This is a genomic window from Aliihoeflea sp. 40Bstr573 (assembly GCF_024105655.1).
GTDB lineage: Bacteria > Pseudomonadota > Alphaproteobacteria > Rhizobiales > Rhizobiaceae > Aliihoeflea.
In genome coordinates, this window is sequence record NZ_JAAAMH010000027.1 from 1 (window position 1) to 25,690 (window position 25,690).

The following is a 25,690-nucleotide window of genomic DNA, read 5'->3' on the forward strand; positions in this document are numbered from 1 at the left end:
GGCTCTTCAACAAACTCAAGAACTGGCGGCGCGTCGCCACCCGTTATGACAAAACAAAGGAATCCTATCTCGGCTTCGTCGCCATCGCAGCAGTCAAACTATGGATACCCTTTGTCCACGAGCGCTAGCCGCGAAATGAACTCTTCCGCCTCATCGGCCTGCGCGACCAATCGTCCCGAACCGAGATCGACGACGTTCGCGCGACGTCCAGAATGAAACTGCTTTGTAAGGCGAAAACGCCCTTGCGTCGTTTCGATATCGGCTTCGATCAGCGGGCTGCCGCCACTGTAGGGTTTGAGCGCCTGCACTGCCCCCGGCGTCCCCGTATGAGGCTGAAAGAAGAGTGCGTGGAGGGCATCGAAGCTCGTCGATTTCCCGAATTCGTTGACCGCGCAGAGAACATTGACCCCATCACCGATGTTTTCTACAGCAACGCCGCGATCTGCGAACCGGCGCACGTTGTGAAGGCGCAGCGCGGTCAGTTTCATAAAGCCTCGACCTCGCGGCTGATGGCGAAAAGGCGGTTCAAGGCGTCAGCCGCTACAGCGCGCTCTTGCGCCGAACGCAAGATGTCGGCGCTCTCGGCGCGGAGAATTTCCGCAGCCTGACGCAGTGCACCGCCCTTGTCGATCATGTCGAGGTCTTCCGCTTCGCAGAGGCTGGCAAGGTCTTCGGCCCGGAATTCGAGATGCCCGAATTCGGGCGCGACAGTTTCAACGTTGTTTTCCAGAGCGCTTCGCTGCCCGATCCTCAGCCGTCCGCCGGCGACGATGCGCAGCAAGGTCTGCCGACGCCGTGTGGCAGGCAGGCGATCGCGCAATATCGCCTCGCTATCCTCCTCGCCTAGGAAATCGAGAGCCAACGTCATCCAATCGAAGCTGCCCGTGTCGACCGGGGTAACATTTGGCATCACGCCAGCCCCCGGGATGGTCACGAGAAGCGCGCGCCCAGGCTGACCATGCTTGAAACGATCGGGTTCAGGCGTGCCGCTATACCAGGTACGCGGGTCGATCGACATCTGGCCGTGCCAATCGCCAAGGGCAAGATAATCGAGCCCCGCCCGCTTCGCCCGATCCGGCGCGATGATATCTTCTGCGCCTTCCTCGCCGAAGCTCTGAATCGCGCCATGCGCAAGACCGATCCGAACAATACCCTCTCCGCTGGTGGCCGCATCCATCCAGTCTGTCAGGTCACGGCCCGGGCGGCGGACAGTGCACGGGGCGGGCAGGATGACCATGCCAGGCACGATTTCGAGGGGCACGGCCTCAAGCGCCAAGTTGACGTTGTCCGGAAGATTGCGGCCCATCAAGCTCCACAGTGCGTCGGCGAGAAGTGAATCGTGATTGCCGGGCAGGATCACCCAGGTGTGATCGCCATGACTTGCCATTTCACCGAGCGCCTGACGCACCAGCGCCGGGGTCGGTGTCTCCGTGTCGAACATGTCGCCCGCGATCAGGATGGCGGCGGCTCCAGCGGCCCTCGCCTCAGCAGCCAGGCGGGAAAGTACGACATGTCGCGCTTCACGCAAACGGCCGCGGATGTCCTCGGGCAGATTGCCGAAACGTTTGCCAAGGTGAAGGTCGGAAGTGTGCAGGAATCGGTGCATGGTCAGTTCCGGCTTGCCAGATGCGCCTGCGCCCGCGCAAGAGCCTCGTCAAGGCGCTGGCGCGCCGTCGCCGCCAGTCGTTCCACCCCGAGAACCCGCGCCAACGCCAAGGCGGGGTCTGAGGCATCGAAAATATCGGGGTGGTCCACCACGACCGATGCGAGTTCGGCCAGAGGAATGTCGACGACCGAGCGGCGTGAGTTTTCGTCCCCAGCATCGCGATAGGGAAGAATCTCGACGATTTCTCCCTTGCGCCAGACGAACGTCCCGGTCGTCTCCTGCGTCCTGTCAATGTCGCGCAGGTGCAAGTCGATGCGCTCGCGGATGCGGTTGCCTGTTCGCAGCCAGCCATGTGCACGCGCGATGCGTTGGGCGAGAATGTCCTCGCGTAGCGGGGCCTCGCAGGCGAGCACCGCATCGACCATGCCCTGCAGATTTGAGCGGTAGCCGACTTCGTAAAATCGGTCGGGATCTACCTTGAAGGTCGACAAATCTGTCACGCGGTAGCTGTCCAATGCTGGCAAGCCATTGGAAGGCGCTTCCGATGGGGATGTGGCCGGGCGAAGAGGCGCAGTGTCCTGCTCGTCGACCAGCATCTTGCCTGACGCTGGCTCGTGTTCAGGTTCGTTCAGCGGGCAGGCTTCATCCACGTTCTCGAGCGGTTCGATCTCGTGCCCCATGTCCCAGTGCAGATCGGCCGGCGGACCGCTTTCCGCGCTGCGTTTCTGCCGGCTTTTCTCCAGCAGTTGATTCAGTTCTTCGTCCATTCGCTGTGCCGCGCCGGCGGCATCAAACCACCAGTCGGTCGACCAAACGCGAATGATGTTCCAGCCAAGGCCGCGCAGCACCTGCTCTCGCACCTTGTCGCGGTCGCGCGCCGTCGCCGAACTGTGATACGTCGCACCATCGCACTCCACACCCGCAAGATATGCGCCGGCAAGATCGGGATGTCGCACGCCGATGTCGACACGAAAACCGGATATGCCGACCTGTGGCACGAGTTGCCAGCCTCGCCTTTCGAGTTCTGCGGCGACGGCTTCCTCGAAAGGGGATTCGAGCGCGCCGACAGAACCTTCTTCGACCGCCGGCAGCGCGATCGCGCCACGTTCGGCAAAATCGAGATAGGTCTTTAGATGATGCACGCCGAGCGCCTTGGTGCGACCCGTGTCGATCTGGTCGGCCGTGAAGCCGGAGAAGACGATAAGTTCCTGTCTCGCGCGGGTGATCGCGACATTGAGCCTTCGTTCTCCGCCATCGCGATTGAGCGCGCCGAAATCCATCGTCCGCTTGCCCGCCGCGTCTGCCGTGAAGGTGATCGAGAAGAGGATGACGTCACGCTCGTCCCCTTGCACGTTTTCCAGGTTCTTGACGATTGTTCCCTCGACGCGCTCGTCCGCGAAGAACCACTCGAGCTTTGGCTCCTCGCGTCGTGCCGCGTCGAGCAGATCCTGTATGAGCGCCTGTTGTTGTGCGTTGAAGGTAATGACGCCGAGCGTGGGGCGTTGCCCCTCCTCGAGCGACAGCCACGCGCGCATCCGATCGACGGCTTCGCCTGCAACCGCTTCGGCTTCGATGCGATTCGTCCGACTCTTGCCCCGATCGTAAACGCCCTTGGCAACCGCATGAAGCCGGACGGCCCGGTCTTCGACGCTCGGTGAGGGAAATGTGATCAGTCGGTTCGCGTAGTAGTGGTGGTTGGAAAATGCGATCAGGGATTCGTTGCGGCTGCGATAGTGCCATCGAAGGTCGCGGACGGGGATCCCGGCAGCACGCGCTTCGTCGAGAATGCTTTCGAGATCCTTTTCGTGCTCGACAACCTCCTCGTCATCCTCATTGCGCCCGAAGAAGTTCGTCGGTGGCAGCTGTTTGGGATCACCGACAATGATCGTCTGTGTTGCCCTGGCGATTGCTCCGACCGCATCCCAGGTCGTGATCTGCGAGGCTTCGTCAAAGATCACGACATCGAACAGGGCCTGGTCTGGCGGCAGATATTGGGCGATCGAGAGCGGCGACATCAACATGCACGGCGCAAGTCTGGAAAAGCTTCCCGGCATGGCCGCGATCATCTCGCGGATCGACCGGCTTGGACGCTGCAAATCCATCTGGTGGCGAAGGAGACCAAGCTCAGAGTTGCGCGGAACGCTTTGAACTGACGGCAAGCCATGCGCGACGGCTCTGGCCACACGGCCCGTTGCAGCCGCCCGAACCAGATCATCGATCTGGCGAAAATCCTCGATGGCGTGTTCGTGCTGGAACCGACGAAATTCGCGCAGCACCGGATCGGCGTCGAGCGTCGGTGGCAGCCACCACCGGGCATAGCCGAGCCAGAACGCCGCCCCCGATGCGTCAGGCTGGACCGCCCCCGATTCGATATCGGCAACCAGGGGCCCGAGGCCTCGTGACATCGCCTCCTGCCGGACCTTGCACCACGTCGCCCAGTCGCGCAGAAGTTGGCGCGCGCCAGACAACTCGCGAAGTGCGTTGGGCAAATTCGAGAAGAGCCCCTCCCCTGCCAGCGGATCAGTCCCGCTCAATTCCGTGAACTCGGCGGCGGCGGTTCGAAGCGCGGTCAACTGGTCACAAAAGGCTTGTCCTGCCTGGCGAACCGGCTCGTCGGCTTGCGCCGATGCGAGCGCTGGGGTGATCGCCTGCACGACGCCGCGCAGTTCGTCCGCTGCGCGGCCAAGCCGCATGACACTCTCGCGCACCCCTTTTGCACGGTCGAACTTCTCGCGCACGCTGCCGACGTCGGTATCGAGGCCAGCATAGCCTGTGCGCCGTGACGACAGGGTGCTCGCCGAAACGGCGGCACCATGGCCTTGCATCCTGCGAATTCGGTCGAGATCTGTCTGGGGATCGACCGTTCCACCGGCTGCGTAGCTCTGCAGCAGCTTCTTCACGCGACGCCTGCCGAGCCAGCTTTTCGGCCAGATCGAAGCCGAGGCCTGTCGCCAATCATCCTCAAGCCGCTCGACCGGGATCATCGCGATCCTGTCCCGCGTGAAATTTCCGGCGAGGCCGGCTTCGGCATCGCGGTAGCCGCCGATCGCGCTCTCCAGCTCGGTAAGCGCGCCACGCAACTGGCTGAACTCCCGGTCGAACGCGAACGAATGATCGCTTCCTGCGGTGGCGCAGATCGCCCCGGCAAGCTCGGCAAGACGATCGAGATCGATGATCGCCGGTTCCGGCCCCAGTGGCAGTCCGAGCTGGCGCAAAAGGCCTTCGTGGCTTTTCTGTAAAGCGACGACGCGGTCGCCAAGTTTGTTCGCTGACGCGATCAGCCGCTCTTGCCAGGCGGACGACCAGTCCGCCATGTCGACGAGGGCAAAGGCAGGCCGATGCTCGACGGAACGGTAGACGCGGCCGAGCTCGATCGCCAGCTCATCCATGCCGCGCAACATAGCCTCGTCATGCGCGTCGCATGTCGGCCATTCAAGCACGGGGGCATGGTCCTCTCGACCTCTAAGGGCGGTCCCGAGAGCGACGTAGACCGTCATGCCGTTGCTATACCGTCGGTGCAACGCATCCACATAAGAATTAAGATGATCACGGCGCAGACGCAGCCTTTCATTGACCGCGACCCATTCGCGTTCGTCGAAACGCGTCGTCGATTCCCAAGAGCGCTTGAGCTGGCCCAGGAAGGTCCGCCGGTCCGTCTTGGATGAGTGGAGTTCAAGGCAGTGATCGCCTAGCCCATGCTCGCGAAGTCGACGATAAACGACGTCCAGCGCCGCCGTTTTTTCCGCGACGAATAGCACCGTCTTGCCTGTTGAAAGGCAGTTCGCAATCATGTTTGCGATTGTCTGGCTCTTGCCGGTCCCCGGCGGCCCCACGATGACAAAATCGCGGCCCTCGGCCGCAGCAAGGCTGGCGGCGATCTGGGACGAGTCTGCCGGAAGCAGGGACACGATGTCGGCCGGCGCGTAAGACCGGTCGAGCTCGCGCTCCTCAATGACCGCGGCCCCCTCCCCCGAAAATGCCTGTTCGGGCGTGTCGATCAGATGCTTGACGACGCGGTTCTGGCGCAGTGCGTCGGTTCGTTCGACCAGATCCTTCCACATCAAAAATTTGGCGAAAGAGAAGGTCGAAAGCGCGGTCTCGTCGACCACCTCCATGCCCGGCACGTCGCGCACGGCGTTGCGCATGGCTGCCAAAAGTCGAGGGACATCCACTCCGTTCTCGTCGAGCGGCAGTTCGCCCGAAAACTGTGGCAGTGAAAGGTCGAAATCGCGCTCGAGGAACTGCAGCAGCGTCGCGTTAAATCGTGGCTCGTCTTCGTGGAACCGCAGGCTGAAGCGCGATGAGGCGCTTTTGCGCTCGAGCTTGGCCGGCACGAGCAAAAGCGGCGCACGATAGGTTTTCTCGTCCTGCGGTTTCTTTTTCCAACGCAAGAATCCGACCGCGAGGAAAAGCGTGTTTGCACCTCCTTCGGCAAGGTCGTTCTTGACCTGCCGGTGCAGGTCGATGAGCCGCCCCTCCAATCCTTTTGTGTCAAGCGTCGACGCCAGTTCGTCGCGTTGGAGTGCATCGGTGGCAAACCGACGCTGGAGATCCTCGCCGCGAACCTGGCGGAACAGTTCCGCGTCACGCTCGCCGACCGGGTTCTGCTCGGGCAGAGAGATCAGCCGGATCGCCGCGCCGGCCGCAAGCCTGTCCTCCAGATAGGAGATGTCGGGACACAGGAACGGGATCGTCTTCTTCGTGTCTGGAAAGTTCAAGAGACGGTTGCGAAGCGTGAGGTCGAGCAGCTTTTTCTGCCACCGATCGATCCGGCCGGCTGCCGTCGTCGGCTTCTCCTCAATGAGCTCGGCAGGCAGATCTCCGAGCGCCGGAACCTGCGGGAGCGGCAGCTCCAACGGTTCGTCACCCCCCTCCCCTTCCGATGTCTCTACTGTCGCCCGCTCATGCGAGGCAAGCGGTGTAATGCCGCCGCTCCGTGCGCGCGCGATGTCAATCGCGGCGGTGAACTCGTGCGCGCGGTCTTCCTCCAGCCGCACCCTGATTGCAGCGCTTGCATGTGCAAGGGTCATCGGCGGACGATGGGTGACGCCTGTGGTCTCAAACACCAGCAACTCCCGCGCGGCGAGTGCCTTGCGCACCTCCATCGGGTCCGGCTCGATCGCATTCGCCAAGGTTCGCCGGGTCAACCAGACGCCAACCGCGGCGTGATCGGTAAACAGCAATACGACCGCATTCAGCCCAGCCGCCTCCAATCCGGCGGCAATCAGCAGCGAGGTGTCGAGGCAAGTGGCCAACTTTTGCTCGGCAATGGTCGATGGGCGGCGCACTTTCTGTCCGCGCATCTCGAAGCTTGTCGGAGGCTCGGCGTAGTGAAGTCCAAGTCCAGCCGCAGCAGAATAGACTGCGCCCGTCAACAGGAACGCCCGCTTCGGATCGCCGCTCTGGTAACCGTCGAGCGCAGACGAATGTCCATGAGCGGCGAGCCGCTCGGCGGCGGCGCGCAAGAGCCTCGCCGTGCCCGGATCGTTCGGCATGACGAAGGCCGGCAGCAATTGTGCCATGTCCGCGACCCCGCCCCATTCGTCGCGTGCCAAAAGCCTTACCGAGCGGCGCTCTTCGGCAATCACCCGACCGCGGGCGGATAAGGTCAGCGTGATCTCACCACGTTCCGCTTCGTTGAGATCGGCAAGGTAAACGGCGTCGAGTTCGACCTTGCGATCGGACAGGTTGATGCTGTCGCCGGTCAGGATGCGGTCGAGCGTCCAGACCTTCTGGCGGAGGAAAGGCGGATTCGAAACCAGCCGCAGTTCGCAGGACTCCAGATTTTCCGCGGTGGGGTTGTGGATGGTGATGGAGCGCAGGACCGGAATGGCGTTCTGGTAGGATGCATACGTGAAGCTTCCTGCCAGATCGGCCGCTATCCTGACGCCCATTTCCTGCTCTGCCTGCGGCTTCGTTTCAATCACATCCACGCCTTAACCTCGTCGCCTCCGCTTGGACCTACAACCTTGAGTTCAATACACGACGCCGCCTGCTTGCAAGCTTAACAAGCACACAAAACGTTCGACCACGTCATCGGCGGTGGATTGTTTGATTTTTGACGGCGTTTCTGGCCTCCGTCGGTTCTTGGTCATGGGTTTGTTAAGCTCGAACTTGCACGGCACGTTTCGTCGCTAAAAAGTGCTCGCCTTGTCGTTTAGAGGATGTCGGCGTGTTGCAGTCGCTATCCATCACGTTCCTGAATCAATGCCGCTTCAAAGATTCATAAATTGCGTTGGACCATCCTGGTTCGGGCGTGGTTCCTGTCCGCATGGAACCCTTCGCTCTCACCCGCATCGACCCAAGACGCAATATGGCGCGCTTCTATACCGTCTCCATCGAGCCGTCTCTTTTCAGCGACGTAGCCTTAGTGCGACGATGGGGCCGGATTGGAACACACGGTCGGCAGGCAATTGAGCTTTTCGCTTCCGCTGCCGAAGCTGGGAGACGGCAGGTAAGGATCGAGACTGCCAAGCGGCGCAAAGGCTATTGCTGACAAGTGCGCCAACCTTTAGCCGGCTATTATCCTTGATTTCAAGTAGCGCTCACGCAGCCGTTCAAGCTGCAGTTCGAGACTGAATGCCCCTTTCTTTGCTTCATCTGTTAGATGCCGCAGATAGCCGCCAGGGGAACGGATGGCTTCAACGTTCTCCAGCATTGCAGCAACCACGATGGCTGCGCCGGCCGGCCCGAACCCGAACCTAGCTTCACGCCAAGCGTCAGAAGATATGCCCAGCATGGCCTGCACTGTTTCCGCCGCCTGCAGCAAGTCAGGCCATCCATGAAGACCGCAGCGAGCGTAGGAGGCGATTTGCGGGCATAGTCGTCCAATTTCGGCGACGGACGGCAGTGATGGTATCGTTGGCGCAGTCCTTTTGAGCTGTTCCGGCGCTGGGATGGCCTTGTTAGAGGACGAAAGTGACAGGGGAATCTGGAGGCGCGCGGTAGCGCAATCAATTTTCAGACCATTTTCTATTAAAGTAGACTCTGTGTTTTTGGTCTCTATGTGGCGCTCATTCTGATCTGCATTGCCGCTCGTTTCGACGTGCTTTTTGTCATCTAAATTATTGCAATCGCTAGGTATCAAGAAGCCGTTCTCAATGTCGCGCTGAAGGCCGTGGAAGGCAGCTGCGCGAGCGTTTAGCTGTTCTAGGGTGGCATTTCGCGCCAGTCGGCCCTGCAGTTCGCAGAAACGTGCATCGAGATCGATGAGCTGCTCTCCCCTGCCCTCCGCGCGTAGCATTGCGAGTGTTTTGGCGACGTCGCGTTGCCGAATTGTAACCTCAGCACGAAGTCGGCGAATTTCGCTTAAGCACTTGCGGTGGCGCTCGGCTGCAGCGAATACCAGCGATGCGCGGCCGATAAAAGGTGACAGGTCGAAGCCATAGGCCTGGAGCAGTTGACCGTTGGGATCTCGATCGGCGTAGCGCTTGCCATTGGCGCTGTCGCGCCGGACAATAAAGCCGCATTCAACCAGCGCCGAAAGATGACGGCGCAAGGTTGCCGGCGACATGCCACGTGCGCGTGTCGAAAGCTCAGCATTGGAAGGAAAAACGACTAACGGAGCGCCAGTAGGCAGATACCGACCGGGGTGAAAGCTCGTGAGCGCCTCGAGAACTATTATTGTACGGTCTGAGAGTCCAAAATGCTCGCGTGTTTCCGTTAGCGCTCGCAGTAGCGCCCAGCGGTCGCAACCTTTCGTCGGCCGGGGGTTTGCATTCTGCGCCGCGTCTCCTTCTACAAACCCACGCGAGGCCATGTAGTGGGCGCGCGTCAAAACCTTCCCGCCAAAGGGCGAGACAGCCATCATCGTCATCTCTTCCGCCTTTCTTAAGGCCAAGTCGAAGAGCCCACCGGAGCGTAGTGCCGATGCTTGACATTCGCGCGTGGAAGTGATTCTTTCAGATTGCTACATCGAAAGGGGGCTTCCGGAATGGCGACGTTCTGGGGGCCTTTTTTCTTGTCCGTTTCGTCCTTCTCGTTTCAGTCTCTTTATCTACCCAGCGCGATCGCGGACTGGGATAGAATGCTATCAGTCGCTTGAATTGCGACTGGCAAATTCCTCGGCTAGTTCCGGTAAGCGTTCGGCCACAAAGGATGCAAAGCCAGGCTTGACCGTTTTTTCGAACGCGATGGTTGGGCGCGCGCCGTCTGCGAGAAAAGCGATCCCTTCGCCGCTTCGATCCACGATGCGTACACGCTTTGAGCCGGCTGCTAGGTTGTTCGCCGCATCGAGATGGGCGAGCAACAATGCAAATCGGTCGTCAGAGGCAGCGGCTCGAAACGTCTCACTCAAAGTAAAGCGGTGCGCCGCTTCGACTACCTTAGGCTTAGCAACCAATGCTGCGAGACCCATCCATCGTGGCCGGCCGATCTTGGGCGCAGGTCCAATGGCCGCCGCAAGCTTCGCCGGTATGGCTTCTGCGACATGAAGCAAACGAGTCATCTCCGCCTTGTCGAGGCTGAGCGCTTGCTGGACAGTTGCACGATCGAAACCATGGCGCATTAGCGCGTCGGCGAAATGAGCGCGCTCGATGAAAGATAGGTTCCGGCGTTCGCTATTTTCCTTACCTTGCGCAAGGACCAGCTCCGAGTCGCTCAGGGAACGAACGATCGCACGGACAGGCTGGCCGATCGACGCTGCCGCGCGGATACGTCGATGCCCATACGCAGACTGGTAGCGTCCCGGAACGTCCGGGTGCGGCCGCAGCAGCACTGGAACCTGCTGGCCTGTTTCCCGCATGCTTTCCACTAGAGCCTCGAAAGCTTCATCCTGCGGATCGACCAATCTGTCGCGTACCGGCGAGGGGTCTATCAACGCTGGCTCTACCGCAACTACACGCTCGCCGCGTTCTAGTTCCTCGCGCAGCGCGCGGGCGTCCTCCATCTCGCGCGTCACTCGCGTCAACGTCAGGCCCATTGCCTTTACCGCGCCAGACGCTGCGCGTGTAGGGGAGGGCTTGTCCGTGGCCGTAGTCGGTGGCGCATCTACAGGATCTACGTTTTGCGGGTCGCTGGACGCCCCGGGGTACTGCGTCTCACCGCCGAATAGCGCTTTCAAATGATCTTTACGCTTGCTCACGGCTGCGCCCCTGTTCTGCCCCAGGCTGCGAGCATCAGGTCCTCGATCTCCGCGTTGACAGCTGTCAACGATTCCATTGCACGGTCATAGGTGGCACGAGTAAAGGAGTCTCGACTGACTTCGTACAGGGTTTGTTTCGTCAAACCGGCATCAGAGATCGCAGTTGACTTCACCATAGGCGCTGTAAGAACGCGCTCGCCAAACTGAGCGCGTAGAAAACCAACGATCTGCGTTTGCGGGCCATCGTTCGGCTCGTAGCGGGTGATCAAATAGCGCAGAAAGTCGAAGTTGAGCTCACCGCCTGCTTCGCGCACAACTGAAAGAAGGTCTGAAGCCATGTAAAGGAACTGTGACATCGACGCGATGTCGAGCATTTGCGGATGAACCGTCACAACAACCGAGGTTGCCGCACATAAAGCGGATAGGGTGAGGAAGCCCAACTGCGGCGGGCAATCGATGACGACAACATCGTAATTACCACTAACCGCGGCGAGGGCGCTCTGAATGCGCGCAAAGAAGAAGCCGTCGGCACTGGATTCTCCGCGATCGGCCAGCATGCGTGGCGTCGTATGCTCAAATTCGTGTAGTTCCAAATTGCCTGGCACCAAATCCAGCCCGTCAAAATAGGTGGGCTGGATGATCTCTGAGAGCGGGCGACGTTCCTCATCGTAGCGAATGGCGCCATAGAGCGTGTCATTTGCCGAGAGGTCGATCTCTGGCTGATAGCCAAACAGTGCAGACATCGAGGCTTGAGGATCGAGGTCGACTGCAAGGACGCGATAGCCCGCTAAGGCAAGGTATTGTGCCAGATGCGTGGAGGAGGTCGTCTTCCCGGAGCCACCCTTAAAATTTGTCACCGCAATTACTTGGAGATGCTCCGTCGCCGAATCGCGCCATTTCAGGTAACTGCGCCCCTTGGAAGCATTCCGCTTTGTCAGCGCCTGCTCTGCCAAATGGTGGCGCAGTGCATTAATGTTTGCGAGTGTGTAGGAGCGTCTGCCGCCTGGGCCTGTTTCTGGCTGTGGGCCTTCGCCGTTTATCGACAACTGGCGAAGGTATCCATCCGACACACCGATCAGTCGTGCAGCCTCGCCGGAGGTAAAGGACCTCAAAGTCTTCTGAGCAAGGGGCGGAAACAGCCGATCGCGCAATCCCCTGAGTTGTTGAGACAACAACCTCGCATCGGCGGCGATGGCTTCATCAGCGCCTTGCAATACATTATGCGGATTGGCTATTGCCATGTTCCCTCACCGTTGTTGACAGGTGTCAACGCCCAGCGGCCAGTGTGGCGCGATTCGGGCGATCTTCGCAAATTTCGTCGCAATTCTCCCGTTTCTCCGGCTTCTCGCTCTATATACAGCAAGACACGCGAGTTACGGCAAAGGAAGAGTTCGGCAGCAAAAGCCGTATCAAGATGAGACCACGGCAAGTCGGCGTCAAGGAATTTATCCTTAACAAGGAGTTAACGACTAGCGCCTACGCATCGTCAAGGTGCGCGGCCAAACCATGCCTGCCGAAGGATCAGTTGTCGTGGCGCTAATTCCAGATTGCTTGCGCCAGGAAGGGGAGGGGCCTTTTTTTACTCCCTACAGCCCGGACGCTCTGGTGAGATTGACGCGAAAGCGGTCGCGGCGCCGCTGATATTTGCGCGTCATTTGCGCCGACGCATGCCCGAGCTGCTTTTGCACGTAGCGCTCGTCGACCTCGGCCGAGGACGCCAGGCCGGCGCGCAGCGAATGGCCCGCAAACAGCTTTTCGCGCTGGCCTTCCGGCAGATCCCCGCGAACACCGGCGGAGAGGGCGGTCCGCTTGACCAGGCGGGCGACCTCCTGGTCGTGTAGCCGATCTGCGCCGACCTTCTTCCCCTGCCCGGTGACGCGTCGGAACAGTGGGCCATGCGCGATACGCCCGAACTTCAGCCATGTTTCCAACGCGACGACAGGGCAGGTGGTATCCGACGAGCCGCGCCCCACTTCCACTTCCCGCCAGCCGGTCTTGCCGCGCAGCGTGACCAGCAGCCCCTTGTCCGGAAAAAAATCGACCCAGCCCGAAGAATCCTCGGTCTGGTCGCGGCCGACGTCCAGTCCGACGATTTCGGAACGGCGCAAGCCGCCGGCAAAGCCGAGGAGAAGCATGGCGCGGTCGCGCAGACCGCGCAGGGTGCCGCGATCGAGCGTTTCCAGCATGGCGATCAGCTCTTTTGGGAGGATTGCTTCCTTCTGCCGCGGCGGGGCGGCGTGCTTGTTGCGGATGCCGGCCATCACCGTGGCGATATGCCGGTCCTTTCGGTCGAGGGTGAAGCCGCGCTGAGAGTAATTCCACGATAGTGACGACAGACGCCGCTCGATCGTGGACACGGAGTTCGGTTTCCTGTCACCGCTCACCGTGCCGGCTGCACAGGCGGTGATGTAGAGGCCGATCGTCTGCGGCGGCGCGGGCATGATCGAAAGACCCTGGCGCCGGCACCAACTCGCAAAATGCTTCCAGTCGGAGGCGTAGGCGCGCCGCGTATTGGCCGAACTCGCGGCCTCGATATAGCCGCGCGCCCGATCGGCAAGGTGCTCAAGGTGGCCGGAAAGCCGATGCGGTTCTTCTGTTGCCACCGGAAGGGGAGGGGAGGGGGCTTGCGCCGGTTCTCCGGTGCGCCCCATCTCCATGACCACATCGATGATGTCGGGAAGATCGTCGTCGTCTGGAAACATGTGGCGATGCCCTCACTGTGAGTATTCAATGCGTACATACTTGAAACCATGGACCAGCTGATGTATCTATCCCGTGGAGGCAATTCCGGGATTGAGGCCATGGCGCGCGCAGCCCTCGACGATACCGACCGCATGAACATCCGCGTGAAGCCGGAGGTGAAGGCGCGCCTGATGCGGGCCGCGGCGCTCCGCCATACGGATCTCACCAATTTCGTGACCCAATCGGCGCTGCGCGCGGCGGAAACAATCATTGCCGAGGCTGACGCCATAAAGGTGTCGGAGCGGGATTTTGACCGCATCTTAAAACTTCTGGACAATCCGCCGAGGCCGAATGCGAAGCTGCGTGCGGCGGCGGCAGCACTGCCAAAAGCCCTGTGAGCCTTCCTCCCTGGCATGAGGAGGCGATCGCCCGATCGCACGACCGCAAAACCTTTGACTGTGGCGATGACGAGATAAACGCCTTCCTGCAGCGCTTTGCGCGGCAGGGGCACGAGCAGAACGCGGCGAAGACTTTTTGCGCGATTTGTGATGATCAGCCGGGGCGAATTCTCGGCTTCTATAGTCTGGCTCCTGCCTCGGTCGAGCATGACGCGGTGCCTGTCGAAATGACGAAGGGAATGGCCCGCCATAATGTGCCAGGCTTCCTTCTGGCTCGGCTTGCCGTTGACAAATCGGTTGCGGGCAGGGGGCTCGGTGGCCAATTGCTGCTGGCGGCAGCGCTGCGCTGCATTCGTGTCACCGAGGAGGTCGGCGGCGTCTTGATGATCATCGACGCCAAGGGCGAGCCGGCCGCAAACTGGTATGCGAGCTATGGCGCCGAGCCCCTGCAGGATCGCCCGCTGAGTCTTGTTTTGCCACTGGCGACGTTTGTCGAAACGCTGAAGGCCAGCGGGCACCTCTGACCAACCGCTGTTGGCCGACACCGGCGCCGCGGAACCATCCTTGGCTGGCCCCGTGCCGCGCGACGGTCCGGAGGCTCGCGCGCGGCGATATTCGGGCTTCTGCTCGACGTTTCGGGCCATTCTTTATATAAAGAGCAAAACGACTGATAAGGCAACATTATCAGTCATTTCAAATTGGCGACAAGCGCGGCTGTTTCGCGCATTGCAACTTGCAGAAAGCGCCGCCATGATTCATCCTTTCTCGCGATGATTCTGCGTCACAAATCCTCTCCACGCCATACCAGCGCGCTCACCGGCGCCGCAGCGGCCGCTCCGGTATCGACGGTGCCGACCTGGATGCGCCGCGCCGTCCCGGATCCGCAAAGCCTTGCGGGCAAAGACATTGAAGACATGGCGCTCGTTGCCGGCGCCGCCATCGGCGCGCTCGATGCGGTGGTCCGCCGGCAGGAGCGGTGGTCCGGCGCCTGGCGGCAGCGCCTGGCGCTTGTCGCGGCCGCGGTAACGGCGAAACAGGCCGGCCGCGTCGAGGATGAACGCGCGTTGCGTGATACGTTTGTCTTCAGCGGCCCCGGCGATTGTTTGTCCGAGTCTACGACCCTCGGCCCCGCCGGGCTTTTTCTGCTCGCCTGGCGTCGGCTGGCTACCTGGCCCGCGGTCGAACTGCTGACGAAGAAAAACCTCGCCGCCGTCCTGGAAGAGTTCGGCTACGCTCCGGATGATGCGGTGGTCAGCGATCTGGCGGACGACCTTCAACAGCTCTCCGCCAGTCCCGGGACGGTCGGGATCCTGACTGGGGCGTTCATGACCGCCGAACGACATGGCTTCGGGCGCGCCGTCGGAGCCTGGCTCGCCGACGCGCTGCTGGCGCAGCGGTTGGGCTGGAGCCATGCTTTGCCGCTGCTTGGAATCGAGCTGGCCTTGGGTACAAGCGCCCGCCCGCGTCGATCGACAGGCAGTTCCGTGGCCACAAACGTTGAGATAGGATCTGAGAGTGTCAAAAGTCTCCTTGCTGCGCAGGCGCGGACCGCGTTGCGGGCGATCGACCTGTCTACCGAGCTCGGCCGTCGCGCGGAAAAACTGCTCGCCATCGCGCCGAAACTCAGAGCCAGGGGAGCAGACGCGGTCGTCGAAAGGCTTCTGTCAGGCGATGCAATGGTCGCTTCCGACAATGTCGGCGGGATGAGCGATCGCGGTCTGCGCCGCCTGTTCGACCGGCTGGTCGATCTCGGCGCCGTGCGCGAACTGACCGGTCGCACCGCGTTCCGCATCTACGGGCTGTGACGACCATGGCGCAGGCAACGCGCAGGCGAGGGGGGAGCCGGTCAGATGAGCATCGATCCGGCGAACGGCGATCTGCCGATCATTTGTTCGACCGGGAGCTCGATCACCTGCCGCCGGAGGCACGCTGGCGCGAATGGATGCATCGCGTCGAGGCGACAATTTTTGCGGCCAGCGAGCCCGTCGATCGCGAGGCGCTGGCACGCGTCGTCGGAAAAAGCTGCAGCATCGATCTCTTGATCGACGATATCCGCGAGGAGTTGCGCGGCCGGCCCTATGACCTTGTTTCCGTCGCCGGCGGTTGGAAACACCTGACGCGGCCCGCCTACGCCGACGCCATCCGCGCCGCGGTCGGCAGCAATGAGAAGGCAAACCTGACGCAGTCCGAAGTGCTGGTGCTGATGTGCGTCGCCTATTTCCAGCCGATCACGCGCGGAGAACTGTCGACGTTCTTCGGTAAGGAAGTTTCGCGCGACCTGATCGGCCATTTGCGCGGCGCGAAACTGATCGCCTCCGGTCCGCGCAGCCCGACGCCCGGCGCGCCGTACACCTACGTTACGACCAAAGAGTTCCTGCTGGCGTTCGGACTCGACACGTTGCGTGATTTGCCGGATTTCGAGGCGCTCGAGGACGCCGGGCTGCTGTCGAAGGACAAGCTGCTGGCGGGAGATATTCCGGTCGGGTTGGCGAGCGGAGAGGAAGACGGTGAGAACGAGAGTGCTGTGGGCTATAGTGAAGAGGCACGATTGGACCAGACGAGCTCGGAATGAACGGAGTGGATCAGCTTAGGCCGGTTGAACTGAAAGTGGTGGACGAGCTGTTCGGAATGGGTTCCGGCTATGTGCTCGATTTCACCAATGCGACGTTCGACGACTTCTTTCTTCGCGAAGTCGGCGTTGACATCTATGACGACGCCTATGCCCAAGGGGCCGGTAGCAAGGGGAAGCGTATGCGTGCCTTTTTCACTGTCGGCCAGCCTCGCGCCATCGTGCGCGCGCTCACTTCTCTGTGGGAGTATCGGGAAGCAGCACGCATCGGCCGCGGCGACACGGAGACTGTCATCAATGCCCGGAGTCGCCTCAGCGCGATTGTCGAGCGATTGGGTGGCGCGCCATTGCCGTCCTTCGACCTTGACGATGTCTCACCCCGGTCGGGCCCTTCCTCCGTGCATAGCGCTCCCGACCATATCGCCCTGGATCGTCTCGAAAACGACTTCTTGGCGCTGCACGGCATGTCGGATGAACCTCAGGCGCGAGGCTATCATTTCGAGCGGCTTCTCACCGCCGTGTTCAACGCCTGGCACATGGATGCAAAGGGAGGGTTTCGCCTGACCGGGGAGCAGATAGACGGCTCGTTCCAGCACGGCGGCACCACATATCTGCTCGAAGCAAAGTGGCACCGTGCGAAGACCGATGCGGAGAAGCTGCACGCCTTACTGGGGATAGATTAAAAAAGGAGACGACCATGTCCGCCGCCGAAGCGTTCACACTGACCGAGGCCGGCTACGTTCTCAATCGGTCAACTACCGCGCTCAACAAGGCCGTCGATACCGGTGCTATTCGCGCGCGCAAGCGCCGGGTCGGCACCGCCGTCCAGCGCCTGCTTGGACCCGCTGAGATGCGCTTCCTCCTAGTTGCCGACCGGCTCGAAAAAGATCTGACGCCCGCCGGACGGCGGCGCCTCTACGAGGCGATCCGTCAGCTTTCGGCTGATGCCAACCGCGTTACGCTTGGAGAGCTCGTGCTCGATCTTGGCAAAGTCGATGCCGACCTCAAAGGTCGGCTTCGACGCCTCGAGGAGCTCCGCCGATGGGTGGAGGCCGACGACGGAGGCGACCCGCTTATAAAGGGCACTACCATTCCCGTTCACATGGTGGCGGCCTTGGCCCGCACGCAGTCTGTAGCTGAGATCGTGGCAGACTTTCCATCGCTGACTCCCGAGCAGGTGGAATCCGCGATCGAATATGCGAAGGCCTATCCCAAGCGCGGACGGCCCTATCCCGCCCGGAGCCTGAAGCGCGCGCTCGCTGAATTGGCCGACCTTGGCGCATTCGATGACGAAGCACTGACGACCGAGGTCGCGCCGCGCAGGATTCCGTGACCGCCTATCTGATCGATGAGAATGTACTCCGCGAATTCGGCGCGCGGGGCAATGCGAATGTGCGCAAATGGCTCGCCACCGTCGACGATGCGGATCTGAGGCTGAGCGTCGCGACCCTGTTCGAGAAGCGCCGCGGCGCGGAAGCGCTGAAGCGTCGTGACTCGCTGAGGTCGGCGGAGTTGCTCAAGGCTATCGCGGCCGCCGAAAAAGCCTTTGCCGACCGCATCATTCCCGTCGACCCCCGGTCGTCGAGGAATGGACGCGAGTGCTTGGCGCCAAAAATAAGGACCAGTGGGACATGGCGCTCGCCGCGACTGCGCGGGTTCACGGTCTCGTCCTAGTGACCCGCAACACCAAGGATTTCGAGGGCCGCGGCGTGCGCCTGCTTGATCCATTCCGTGATCCTCCGGTGCAGATCGAGCCGTGATACGCATCGCCGCATAACGGTTCGATGGTTTGTGCGGCAATTAGCAGTGTATCATCTTTGTTCCTTTCGTTGTCGTTTTTGAACAGCTATGCGGTCATTGGGTTTTATGACGCGCAGAAAGCCCGCCAAACGGAAAATGTCATCGCCCTCGCGAACATCGCAAAGAGGGTTGACCCCTCGCCATTTGTATCGTATGTTGTAATAGTGTTTCGATATAAGAAACATAAGGGAGGAGTTACCATGAACATTCGCAGCGGCATCATTGCCGCCATTGCCCTGTTGCTGCCGGCCACGGCCTTCGCGCAGGACGTCACCCTGAAGTTCGGCCATGCCGCGACCTCGAAGCACCTGTTCCAGGACGGGCTTGTGATGTTCGCCGACAAGGTCGCGGCCGAGACCGGCGGCAAGGTCAAGATCGAGGTCTACGGCGACCGCCAGCTCGGCGACGACAAGCAGCTGCTGGAGGGCATTCAGCTCGGCACGATCGACGGCGCGCTCGTTTCGGTGCCGACGATGCCGCTGGTGCTGAACTCGCCGGTCTTCGATTCGCTGCAGCTGCCGTTCCTGGTGCCCAGCTACGACAAGATGGCGGAGGTCCTGTCGTCGGACGTCGGCCAGAAGCTGCTGGATTCGCTCGCGACCAGCAACATCAAGGGCCTCGGCTACATCGAGGCCGGCCAGCGTCATTTCCTGTCGCGCACCAAGGCGGTGAAGACCGTCGCCGACTTCGCGGGCCTCAAGACCCGCATCGTTCCCACCCCGCTGCACAAGGCGATCTGGGAAGCCGTCGGCACGGCCCCGATCGGCATGGCCTTCGGCGAGGTCTTCTCGGCGCTCGAGACCGGCACGATCGACGCGGTCGAGATCAACCTCTCATCGGCCTTCGCCGAGAGCTATTTCGAGGCGGCCAAAAACGCGACGCTTACCGGCCACTACTTCTGGCCGGGCGTGCTGATGATGGGCTCGGCCAAGTTCGATACCCTCACCGACGAGCAGAAGAAGGCGATCGTCGAGGCCGGCCACGAGGTCATCGCCGAGCATTACGCGCTCGCCCGCGACCAGGAGGCCGAGATCGCCAAGAAGCTCGAGGAGAAGGGCGTCACGGTCTCGAAACTCGAGGACCTCGCCGAGATGCAGGCGAAGACCAAGCCCGTGCTCGACGCATGGGTCGCCAAGGATCCGCTGATCCAGGAATTCGTCGGCGCGGTCCAGAAGACCAACTGATTTTCCCGGGGCGGCGCCATCCCGGCTGCCGCCCCGTCCCGACCGCTTTTCCGCACCGTGCCTTGCGGCGGCCTTCCGGCCGCGACGGCGGAGGCATGCCGATGACGGGGCTGATCCATGCTCGCTTTGCGACGCTATTTCGACGCGGTGGTGTCCACGATCCTGATCTGGATGCTGATCGTGCTTCTCGCGGTGATGACGCTGCAAATCGTGCTGCGGTACGGCTTCTCCACCTCGCTGATCTGGGCCGAGGAAATCTGCCGTTACCTGCTGGTCTGGGTCTCGTTCCTGGCGGCCGTGCTCGCTTATGAGCGGGGCGAGATCGCCAGCGTGCCGATGCTGCGCGATGCGCTGCCGCCCAATGCCGGCCTGGTGCTCGCGATCGTCGCCAACCTGCTCGGCATCGTGCTGCTGTCGGTGCTGGTCTGGTACGGCTTCGTCTATGCGAACCGGCTTGGCTCCTCGCCGATCCCGGCGATGAAGTTCCTGCTCGGCGACCTGTTCGGCCCGGATTTCCCGGTCCCCAGGGTCTATTGGGTCTACATCGCTCTGCCGGCCGGGCTCGCGCTGTTCGCGCTGCGGCTCGCCATGGACATCGTCCTCTATGCCCGCATGATCGGCACCGGCGCGCGCGCCTCCGACCTCAGGCTCGCAACCGGGATCGAGGCGCACTGATGATCCTCTATCTCGCCATCTTCTTCGCGGCGCTGATCATCGGCATGCCGGTGGCGCTTGGTCTCGGCATGGCCTCGCTGGTCTACCTGCTGATCGAGGGCCACGGACACCTGCTGGTCGCCTTCCCGCAACGCATGATCGCCGGCATCGACAGCTTCCTGCTGTTGACGATCCCGTTCTTCATCCTCGCCGGAAATCTAATGAGCGCGGCCAATCTGACCGGACACATCGTTCGTGCGGCGCAGTTCCTTGTCGGGCGGATCAAGGGTGGGCTGGCCGTGGTTAATGTTCTGTCCAACCTTCTCATGTCGGGGTCGAGCGGCGCAGCGACTTCGGAAGCCGCCGCCGTCGGGGGTATCATGATCCCCCCGATGAAGCGCGACGGCTACGATCCTGCTTATTCCGCCGCCTTGACGGCGGCCGGCTCGCTGCTCGGGCCGCTGATCCCGCCGTCCCTCCCGCTGATCCTGTTTGGCGTGCTCAGCGGAACGTCAATCGGCGACCTCTTCCTGGGTGGCATCCTGCCCGGTCTCATCCTCAGCGGCCTCTTGACCGGCTATGCCCTCTGGAAGGGGCGAAAGGAAAACCATCCTATGTCGTCCGCGGTCCCGGCCGAAGAACGTCGCGGCCTGCTGGTCGCCGCGGCGCCAGCCGTCTTCCTGCCGATCCTGATCGTTGTCGGTATCCGGACCGGCATCTTCACGCCTACCGAAGCCGCCGGTGTGGCGTGCATCTATGCCTTGGCCATCGGGCTTTTCGTCTACCGTTCTTTGTCGTGGCAGAAGCTCAAGCGGTGCTTCTACGACACCGCGACGATGTCGTCCGGCGTTATGCTGGTCGTCGCCATGGCGAGCATGACAGGCTTTGTGCTGGGCATCGAAAGCCTGCCGCAGAAGGTCGCCGCCCTGATCCTGGGCGTGTCTGAAAACCCGGCGATCCTTATCATCCTGCTCAACGTCATACTCCTCATCCTCGGCCTGTTTCTCGAGCCGCTGGCGGCAATGGTTCTGATCATGCCGGTGCTCAACGCGCTGGCGCCGACCATCGGCATGGATCCTGTGCAGATGGGCGTCATGGTGGTCCTGAACCTCATGATCGGCATGATAACGCCGCCCGTCGGACTGGTGCTGTTCATCGTCTCCTCGATCGCTCGCAGCCCGCTGCAGGCGGTGACGCGGGCTGCGCTTCCGATGCTTGGGTTGTGTATCCTCCTGCTTCTCATGGTCGCCGCGATCCCGGGCCTCTCGCTCTGGATTCCAGGCCTGTTCAAGTGAGGATGAGATGACGGTAGAGCTCGACAAATCGGTCAACCAGTCCACCCAGATGGCCTTCATGATCATCGAGGTGATGGCGGAGATCGGCCAGCCCGTGGGCCTGTCCGACCTCGCGCGCCGGATCGGCGTGTCGAAGGTGCGCGTCTTCCGCTTCCTGCGCACGCTGCTCTCGCTCGGCTATGTGCTGCAGGACCCGGAGACCGAGAAATACCGGCTCTCCTACAAGCTTTATCATCTCGGCCAGGCTCTGGCCGACTCGACCGACATCCTGCGCGAGGCGCGGCCCGTCATGGTCGAGCTGCGCGACGCCACCGGCTTCACGGTCTCCTTCTCGCAGATGGAGCAGGGCGGCATGCGCATCCTCGACATGGTGCGCACCGAGCAGCCGGTGGTGATCGTCACCCGCCCGGGCGCGCTGCTTGACTTCCATGCCTCGGCGCAAGGCAAGATCGCGCTCGCCTTCGGCGGCGCGAAGCTCGCCGGCACCGCGCTTCGCCAATGGACCAGCGAGACGTCGGCCGACCGTTCCGCCGTCGAGGCGGAGGTGTCCGAGGTGCGGACACGGGGTTGGGCCGATGCGCCGAACCAGACCCTGCAGGGCGTCACCGCCGTCTCCGCGCCCGTCTTCGACATGACCGGCGATTTCGTCGCCACGCTGACGATCGCCGGACCCACCAACACCATCGGGACGCCGCCCGACCCTCGCTACGTCGAGGCGCTGACGGCAGCGGCCCGCAAGATCTCCCGGAATCTAGGCAATACGGATCAGATGACATGACCAGATATTCCCTCGCCGTCGACATCGGAGGCACGTTCACCGATGCCGTCCTTCTCGCCGACGACGGCCGCACCTTCGTCGACAAGACGCTGACCACCCACGGCAACCTGCTCGAAGGCTTCTTCCGCGGCGTCGATCTGGTCATGGGCCGCGCCGGCATCGCACCGCCGGACGTCGACGACGTGGTCGTCCACGCCACCACGGTCGTCACCAACGCGCTGATCGAACGCAAGGGGCCGCCGGTCGGGCTGATCCTGACCAAGGGCTTCACCGACATCCTCTACATTCGCGACGAGCATCGCTACGACATGTACGATCCGCAGATCGAGTTCGCCGAGCCGCTGATCCCGCGCGAGCGCACCTGGGCGCTGGACGAGCGCGTGCTTGCCGACGGCTCGGTCGAGAAGACGGCGAAGGAAGCCGAGATCGCGGCCATCGCCCGCGACTGCAAGGCGCGCGGCATCCAGTCGGTCGCCGTCAGCCTGATCAACGCCTATCGCAACGGCGTCAACGAGGCGTTGGTCGCCGAGGTCTTCGCCCGCGAGGCACCCCAGATCTTCGTGTCGCTCTCGTCCGAGATCGCGCCGCAGATGCGCGAATACCTGCGCACCTCGACCGTCGCGATCAACGCCTACACCGTGCCGATCACGCGGCCCTATCTCGACGCGCTGATCAAGGAGCTCGACCGCCAGGGCTTCTCGCAGCAGCCGCTGATCATGCTCTCCAACGGCGGCGTCATCGGCGCCGGCCGCGCCGGCACGCTGCCGGTGCGCATGATCGAGAGCGGCCCCGCCGCCGGCGCACTGGTCGCCTGCTACTTCGCGCGCATGTCCGGCCTGCCGGACCTGATCTCCTTCGACATGGGCGGCACCACGGCCAAGGCCTGCATGATCCAGAACCATGAGCCGCTCGTGACGGGCACCTTCGAGGTCGACCGCCGCTACCGCTTCAAGCCGGGCTCGGGCATGCCGATCACCGTGCCGTCGATCGACATGATCGAGATCGGCGCCGGCGGCGGCTCGATCGCCTGGGTCGACGATCTCGGCCTGCTGCGCACGGGCCCGGAAAGCGCGGGTTCGATCCCGGGCCCGGTCAGCTACGGCCGCGGCGGCAAGGAGCCCTGCGTCACCGACGCCGACGTGGTGCTCGGCATCCTCGATCCCGACCGCTTCCTCGGCGGCGACATGAAGCTCGACGCAGCCGGCGCTCGCGCCGCCGTCGGCAAGCTCGGCGTGAAGATCGGGCTCAGCCCCGAACAGACCGCCTGGGGCATCTACGAGGTCGTCTGCGAGCAGATGGCGGCGGCCGCCCGCACCCACGCCACCGATCGCGGCGTCGACTATCGCGGCCTGCCGATGCTGGCCTTCGGCGGCGCGGGCCCCGTGCACGCCTGCCTCGTCGCCGACCTGATCGAGTCGAAGCAGGTGATCTACCCGCCCCTGGCCTCCGTGCTGTCGGCCTTCGGCACGCTGGTCACGCCGGCGCAGATCGACCTGGTGCGCAGCCAGCTCGGCCTGATCGACCGGCTCGACCCGGCCGGGGCCCGCGAGCTCGTCGGCCAGATGACGACCGAAGGCACGGCGGCGCTGACCGAAGCCGGCCTCGCACCGTCCGACATCGCCTTCGTCTTCGGCGCCGATCTGCGCTATTTCGGCCAGCAGTCGGAGTTGCGCATCGAGCTGCCGTTCGACCCCCGCGAGACGCTCGATGCCGGCGCCATGCGGGCGATCTTCGATCGCGAATATGTCGCGCAATACGGGCTGAAGCTCGACATGCCGCTGGAGCTGGTCAACTGGCACGTCACCGCGCGCGGCAGCCTGCCGGACCGTGCCGCCGCGACCGTCGCCAAGGGGGGCAGCCGCCCGGTGCCGCGCAGCCGCATCGTCCACTTCCGCGGCAAGCCGGTGGAGACCGCTGTCTACGCCCGCACCGAGCTGATGGTGGACGACGTTATAGCCGGTCCGGTCATCGTCGAGGAACGCGAGACCACCATCTTCGTACTGCCCGGCTGGACGATCCGACTGCACGCAAACGGCAGCCTGATTGCCGACAAGATGACGGAGCACTGAACATGGACGGCGTAGAACTCCAGATCCTCTGGTCGAACATGATCGGGATCGTATCGGAACAGGCGCGCGCGCTGCAGCGCATCGCCTTTTCGCCGATCGTGCGCGAGGCGGGCGATCTCGCCAACGGCCTGTTCGATGCCCGCGCCCGCATGATGGCGCAGGCCGTCACCGGCACGCCCGGCCACATCAACTCGCTCGCCGCCGCCGCCGCCAACCTGCTGAAGCACGTCGACGCTTCGAGCCTGAAGCCCGGCGACGTGCTGATCACCAACGATCCGTGGATGTCGGCCGGCCACTTCTTCGACATCACCGTTCTCTCGCCGATCTTCCGCGGCGAGAAGCTGATCGGCTATGCCGGCTCGACCATCCACCACACCGACATCGGAGGTTACGGCATCGGCTCCGGCGCGCGCGATATCCATGAGGAAGGCCTCTGGATCCCCGTGCTCAAGCTCTACGAGGCGGGCATGCGCAACGAGACGCTGTTCGCGATGATCACCCGCAACGTCCGCACACCTGACGCGCTGCTCGGCGACCTCGGCGCTCAGGTCTCCTCCGGCCTCATCGCCTCGCAGCGCCTCAACGCGCTCTGCGACCGCTACGGGCTGGACGACATCGAGGCGCTCTCCGACGAGATCATCGCGCGTTCGGAGAACGCGACGCGGGATTCGATCCGCACCCTGCCGGGCGGCACCTTCCACGGCGAATCGACCTTCGACGTGCCCGGCGGCGACCGGGTCACGCTGAAGACCGCGGTCACCATCGACAACAAGGCGGGCGAAATCACGGTCGACTTCACCGGCTCGTCGGGACGCAGCCCGCGCGGCATCAACGTCGTGCCGGCCTATACGCAGGCCTATGCGACCTTCGCGATCCGCTCGACGCTCAATCCGGACCTGCCGAACAATGCCGGCTCGCTGGCGCCGATCAAACTCAAGCTCCCGGACAACTGCATCGTCAACGCGACTTACCCGTCGCCCGTGAATGCGCGCCACGTGGTCGGCATGTATGTACCGTTCCCGATCCTCAACGCCCTGGCGCAGGTGGTGCCGGACAAGGTGGTGGCCGAGGGCTCCGGCGCGGTGTGGACCGTGCAGATCCAGGGCCAGGACGAGGAAGGACGTCCCTTCACCTCGTCGATGTTCAACTATTCCGGCGGCATGGGCGCGCGTGCCGGCAAGCCCGGCATCTCGGCGGTCTGCTACCCGACCGGCGTGTCGGCGGTCCCGGTCGAGGTGCTGGAGGCGGCCTATCCGATCGTCTTCACCTGCAAGGAGCTCGAGCGCGGCTCCGGCGGCGCGGGCCTGCAGCCGGGCGGCGACGGTCAGCGCATCGGCTTTCGCATGCGCACCACGCAGCCCTGGCTGCTGAACACCGTTCCCAGCCGCCTCAGCGAGGCGCCGCAGGGTCTAGACGGCGGCGCGCCGGGCCGCGCCGGCCAGTTCCTCGTCAACGGCAAGCCGGTCGTGCTTTCGGGCAAGACCGACATGAAGGCCGGCGATGAGATCACCATGATCACACCTGGCGGCGGCGGCTTCGGTGTGCTGAAGGCGGCCAAGGTCGCCTGACGGAT

Annotated in this window: 20 protein-coding genes and 2 pseudogenes; 15 read left to right on the forward strand and 7 right to left on the reverse strand. The window is 62.8% G+C overall.

Features of this window, described 5'->3' with window-relative positions:
• Positions 1–128: pseudogene (locus GTK01_RS19090) on the forward strand (IS5/IS1182 family transposase); the annotation flags it as partial.
• Here the strand turns inward: GTK01_RS19090 and GTK01_RS19095 are convergent.
• The 3 genes and pseudogenes from GTK01_RS19095 to GTK01_RS19105 all read right to left on the reverse strand — a co-directional run.
• Positions 126–488 (reverse strand): annotated as a pseudogene (locus GTK01_RS19095) (AAA family ATPase); the annotation flags it as partial. The pseudogenes GTK01_RS19090 and GTK01_RS19095 overlap by 3 nt on opposite strands.
• On the reverse strand, positions 485–1,606 hold the full coding sequence (locus GTK01_RS19100) for a metallophosphoesterase (protein ID WP_252929091.1): 1,122 nt from the start codon (positions 1,604–1,606) through the stop codon (positions 485–487). The gene GTK01_RS19100 and the pseudogene GTK01_RS19095, both read right to left, overlap by 4 nt.
• 2 nt (positions 1,607–1,608) lie before the next feature.
• On the reverse strand, positions 1,609–7,500 hold the full coding sequence (locus tag GTK01_RS19105; protein ID WP_252929186.1) for a DUF3320 domain-containing protein: 5,892 nt from the start codon (positions 7,498–7,500) through the stop codon (positions 1,609–1,611).
• A 377-nt stretch (positions 7,501–7,877) separates the two neighbouring features.
• Here GTK01_RS19105 and GTK01_RS19110 point away from each other — a divergent pair, with 377 nt between their 5' ends.
• Positions 7,878–8,102, forward strand: a complete 225-nt coding sequence (locus GTK01_RS19110; RefSeq protein WP_252929093.1) for a WGR domain-containing protein — start codon at positions 7,878–7,880, stop codon at positions 8,100–8,102.
• A 15-nt stretch (positions 8,103–8,117) separates the two neighbouring features.
• Here GTK01_RS19110 and repC read toward each other — a convergent pair whose 3' ends face one another.
• The 4 genes from repC to GTK01_RS19130 form a co-directional block, all read right to left on the reverse strand.
• The gene (gene repC / locus GTK01_RS19115) at positions 8,118–9,422 is read right to left on the reverse strand and encodes a plasmid replication protein RepC (protein WP_371924402.1); all 1,305 of its coding nucleotides are present in this window, start codon (positions 9,420–9,422) and stop codon (positions 8,118–8,120) included.
• A gap of 216 nt (positions 9,423–9,638) precedes the next feature.
• The gene (repB, locus tag GTK01_RS19120; protein ID WP_252929095.1) at positions 9,639–10,688 is read right to left on the reverse strand and encodes a plasmid partitioning protein RepB; all 1,050 of its coding nucleotides are present in this window, start codon (positions 10,686–10,688) and stop codon (positions 9,639–9,641) included.
• Positions 10,685–11,929, reverse strand: a complete 1,245-nt coding sequence (gene repA, locus GTK01_RS19125; protein ID WP_252929097.1) for a plasmid partitioning protein RepA — start codon at positions 11,927–11,929, stop codon at positions 10,685–10,687. Before repA ends, repB begins: the two co-directional genes overlap by 4 nt.
• 345 nt (positions 11,930–12,274) lie before the next feature.
• Positions 12,275–13,390, reverse strand: coding sequence for a site-specific integrase (locus tag GTK01_RS19130; protein WP_252929098.1), 1,116 nt, complete (start codon positions 13,388–13,390; stop codon positions 12,275–12,277).
• A gap of 99 nt (positions 13,391–13,489) precedes the next feature.
• Between GTK01_RS19130 and GTK01_RS19135 the strand changes: the two genes are divergently transcribed.
• The 13 genes from GTK01_RS19135 to GTK01_RS19195 all read left to right on the forward strand — a co-directional run bounded on the left by GTK01_RS19135 (position 13,490) and on the right by GTK01_RS19195 (position 25,685).
• Complete coding sequence (locus GTK01_RS19135; protein ID WP_252929101.1) at positions 13,490–13,768, forward strand: DUF1778 domain-containing protein; 279 nt, start codon at positions 13,490–13,492, stop codon at positions 13,766–13,768.
• Positions 13,765–14,292, forward strand: a complete 528-nt coding sequence (locus tag GTK01_RS19140; RefSeq protein WP_252929103.1) for a GNAT family N-acetyltransferase — start codon at positions 13,765–13,767, stop codon at positions 14,290–14,292. Before GTK01_RS19135 ends, GTK01_RS19140 begins: the two co-directional genes overlap by 4 nt.
• A gap of 246 nt (positions 14,293–14,538) precedes the next feature.
• Entirely contained in the window at positions 14,539–15,573 is a 1,035-nt protein-coding gene (locus GTK01_RS19145) for a DUF1403 family protein (RefSeq protein WP_252929105.1), read from the forward strand.
• Between the two features lie 5 nt (positions 15,574–15,578).
• Positions 15,579–16,340 (forward strand): SMC-Scp complex subunit ScpB, encoded by a 762-nt coding sequence (locus tag GTK01_RS19150; protein ID WP_252929107.1) that lies wholly within the window; start codon positions 15,579–15,581, stop codon positions 16,338–16,340.
• On the forward strand, positions 16,337–17,020 hold the full coding sequence (locus tag GTK01_RS19155; protein ID WP_252929109.1) for a hypothetical protein: 684 nt from the start codon (positions 16,337–16,339) through the stop codon (positions 17,018–17,020). The genes GTK01_RS19150 and GTK01_RS19155 overlap by 4 nt, the downstream gene beginning before the upstream one ends.
• A gap of 14 nt (positions 17,021–17,034) precedes the next feature.
• Positions 17,035–17,670, forward strand: a complete 636-nt coding sequence (locus tag GTK01_RS19160; RefSeq protein ID WP_252929111.1) for a DUF433 domain-containing protein — start codon at positions 17,035–17,037, stop codon at positions 17,668–17,670.
• Positions 17,667–18,011 carry a hypothetical protein gene (locus tag GTK01_RS19165; RefSeq protein ID WP_252929113.1) on the forward strand — a complete coding sequence of 115 codons (345 nt, stop codon included), beginning with the start codon at positions 17,667–17,669 and terminating at the stop codon, positions 18,009–18,011. Before GTK01_RS19160 ends, GTK01_RS19165 begins: the two co-directional genes overlap by 4 nt.
• A 326-nt stretch (positions 18,012–18,337) precedes the next feature.
• A complete protein-coding gene (locus GTK01_RS19170; RefSeq protein WP_252929115.1) occupies positions 18,338–19,321 on the forward strand; it encodes a TRAP transporter substrate-binding protein in 984 nt (327 codons plus the stop codon).
• A 117-nt stretch (positions 19,322–19,438) separates the two neighbouring features.
• A complete protein-coding gene (locus GTK01_RS19175; RefSeq protein WP_252929117.1) occupies positions 19,439–19,996 on the forward strand; it encodes a TRAP transporter small permease in 558 nt (185 codons plus the stop codon).
• Positions 19,996–21,270, forward strand: coding sequence for a TRAP transporter large permease (locus tag GTK01_RS19180; RefSeq protein ID WP_252929119.1), 1,275 nt, complete (start codon positions 19,996–19,998; stop codon positions 21,268–21,270). The genes GTK01_RS19175 and GTK01_RS19180 overlap by 1 nt, the downstream gene beginning before the upstream one ends.
• Positions 21,271–21,277: 7 nt before the next feature.
• Complete coding sequence (locus tag GTK01_RS19185; protein ID WP_252929121.1) at positions 21,278–22,048, forward strand: IclR family transcriptional regulator; 771 nt, start codon at positions 21,278–21,280, stop codon at positions 22,046–22,048.
• Positions 22,045–24,117, forward strand: coding sequence for a hydantoinase/oxoprolinase family protein (locus tag GTK01_RS19190; RefSeq protein ID WP_252929123.1), 2,073 nt, complete (start codon positions 22,045–22,047; stop codon positions 24,115–24,117). Before GTK01_RS19185 ends, GTK01_RS19190 begins: the two co-directional genes overlap by 4 nt.
• A gap of 2 nt (positions 24,118–24,119) precedes the next feature.
• Positions 24,120–25,685, forward strand: a complete 1,566-nt coding sequence (locus tag GTK01_RS19195; RefSeq protein ID WP_252929125.1) for a hydantoinase B/oxoprolinase family protein — start codon at positions 24,120–24,122, stop codon at positions 25,683–25,685.
• Positions 25,686–25,690 lie beyond the last annotated feature (5 nt).

Coding starts and splice junctions, on each gene's coding strand:
- GTK01_RS19170 (WP_252929115.1), top strand. CDS start 18,338: ATGAACATTCGCAGCGGCATCATTGCCGCCATTGCCCTGTTGCTGCCG.
- GTK01_RS19105 (WP_252929186.1), bottom strand. CDS start 7,500: ATGGGCGTCAGGATAGCGGCCGATCTGGCAGGAAGCTTCACGTATGCA.
- repA (WP_252929097.1), bottom strand. CDS start 11,929: ATGGCAATAGCCAATCCGCATAATGTATTGCAAGGCGCTGATGAAGCC.
- GTK01_RS19195 (WP_252929125.1), top strand. CDS start 24,120: ATGGACGGCGTAGAACTCCAGATCCTCTGGTCGAACATGATCGGGATC.
- GTK01_RS19150 (WP_252929107.1), top strand. CDS start 15,579: ATGGCGCAGGCAACGCGCAGGCGAGGGGGGAGCCGGTCAGATGAGCAT.
- GTK01_RS19110 (WP_252929093.1), top strand. CDS start 7,878: ATGGAACCCTTCGCTCTCACCCGCATCGACCCAAGACGCAATATGGCG.
- GTK01_RS19190 (WP_252929123.1), top strand. CDS start 22,045: ATGACCAGATATTCCCTCGCCGTCGACATCGGAGGCACGTTCACCGAT.
- GTK01_RS19175 (WP_252929117.1), top strand. CDS start 19,439: ATGCTCGCTTTGCGACGCTATTTCGACGCGGTGGTGTCCACGATCCTG.
- GTK01_RS19185 (WP_252929121.1), top strand. CDS start 21,278: ATGACGGTAGAGCTCGACAAATCGGTCAACCAGTCCACCCAGATGGCC.
- GTK01_RS19180 (WP_252929119.1), top strand. CDS start 19,996: ATGATCCTCTATCTCGCCATCTTCTTCGCGGCGCTGATCATCGGCATG.
- GTK01_RS19155 (WP_252929109.1), top strand. CDS start 16,337: ATGAACGGAGTGGATCAGCTTAGGCCGGTTGAACTGAAAGTGGTGGAC.
- GTK01_RS19160 (WP_252929111.1), top strand. CDS start 17,035: ATGTCCGCCGCCGAAGCGTTCACACTGACCGAGGCCGGCTACGTTCTC.
- repC (WP_371924402.1), bottom strand. CDS start 9,422: ATGACGATGATGGCTGTCTCGCCCTTTGGCGGGAAGGTTTTGACGCGC.
- GTK01_RS19100 (WP_252929091.1), bottom strand. CDS start 1,606: ATGCACCGATTCCTGCACACTTCCGACCTTCACCTTGGCAAACGTTTC.
- GTK01_RS19135 (WP_252929101.1), top strand. CDS start 13,490: ATGGCGCGCGCAGCCCTCGACGATACCGACCGCATGAACATCCGCGTG.
- GTK01_RS19130 (WP_252929098.1), bottom strand. CDS start 13,390: ATGTTTCCAGACGACGACGATCTTCCCGACATCATCGATGTGGTCATG.
- GTK01_RS19145 (WP_252929105.1), top strand. CDS start 14,539: ATGATTCTGCGTCACAAATCCTCTCCACGCCATACCAGCGCGCTCACC.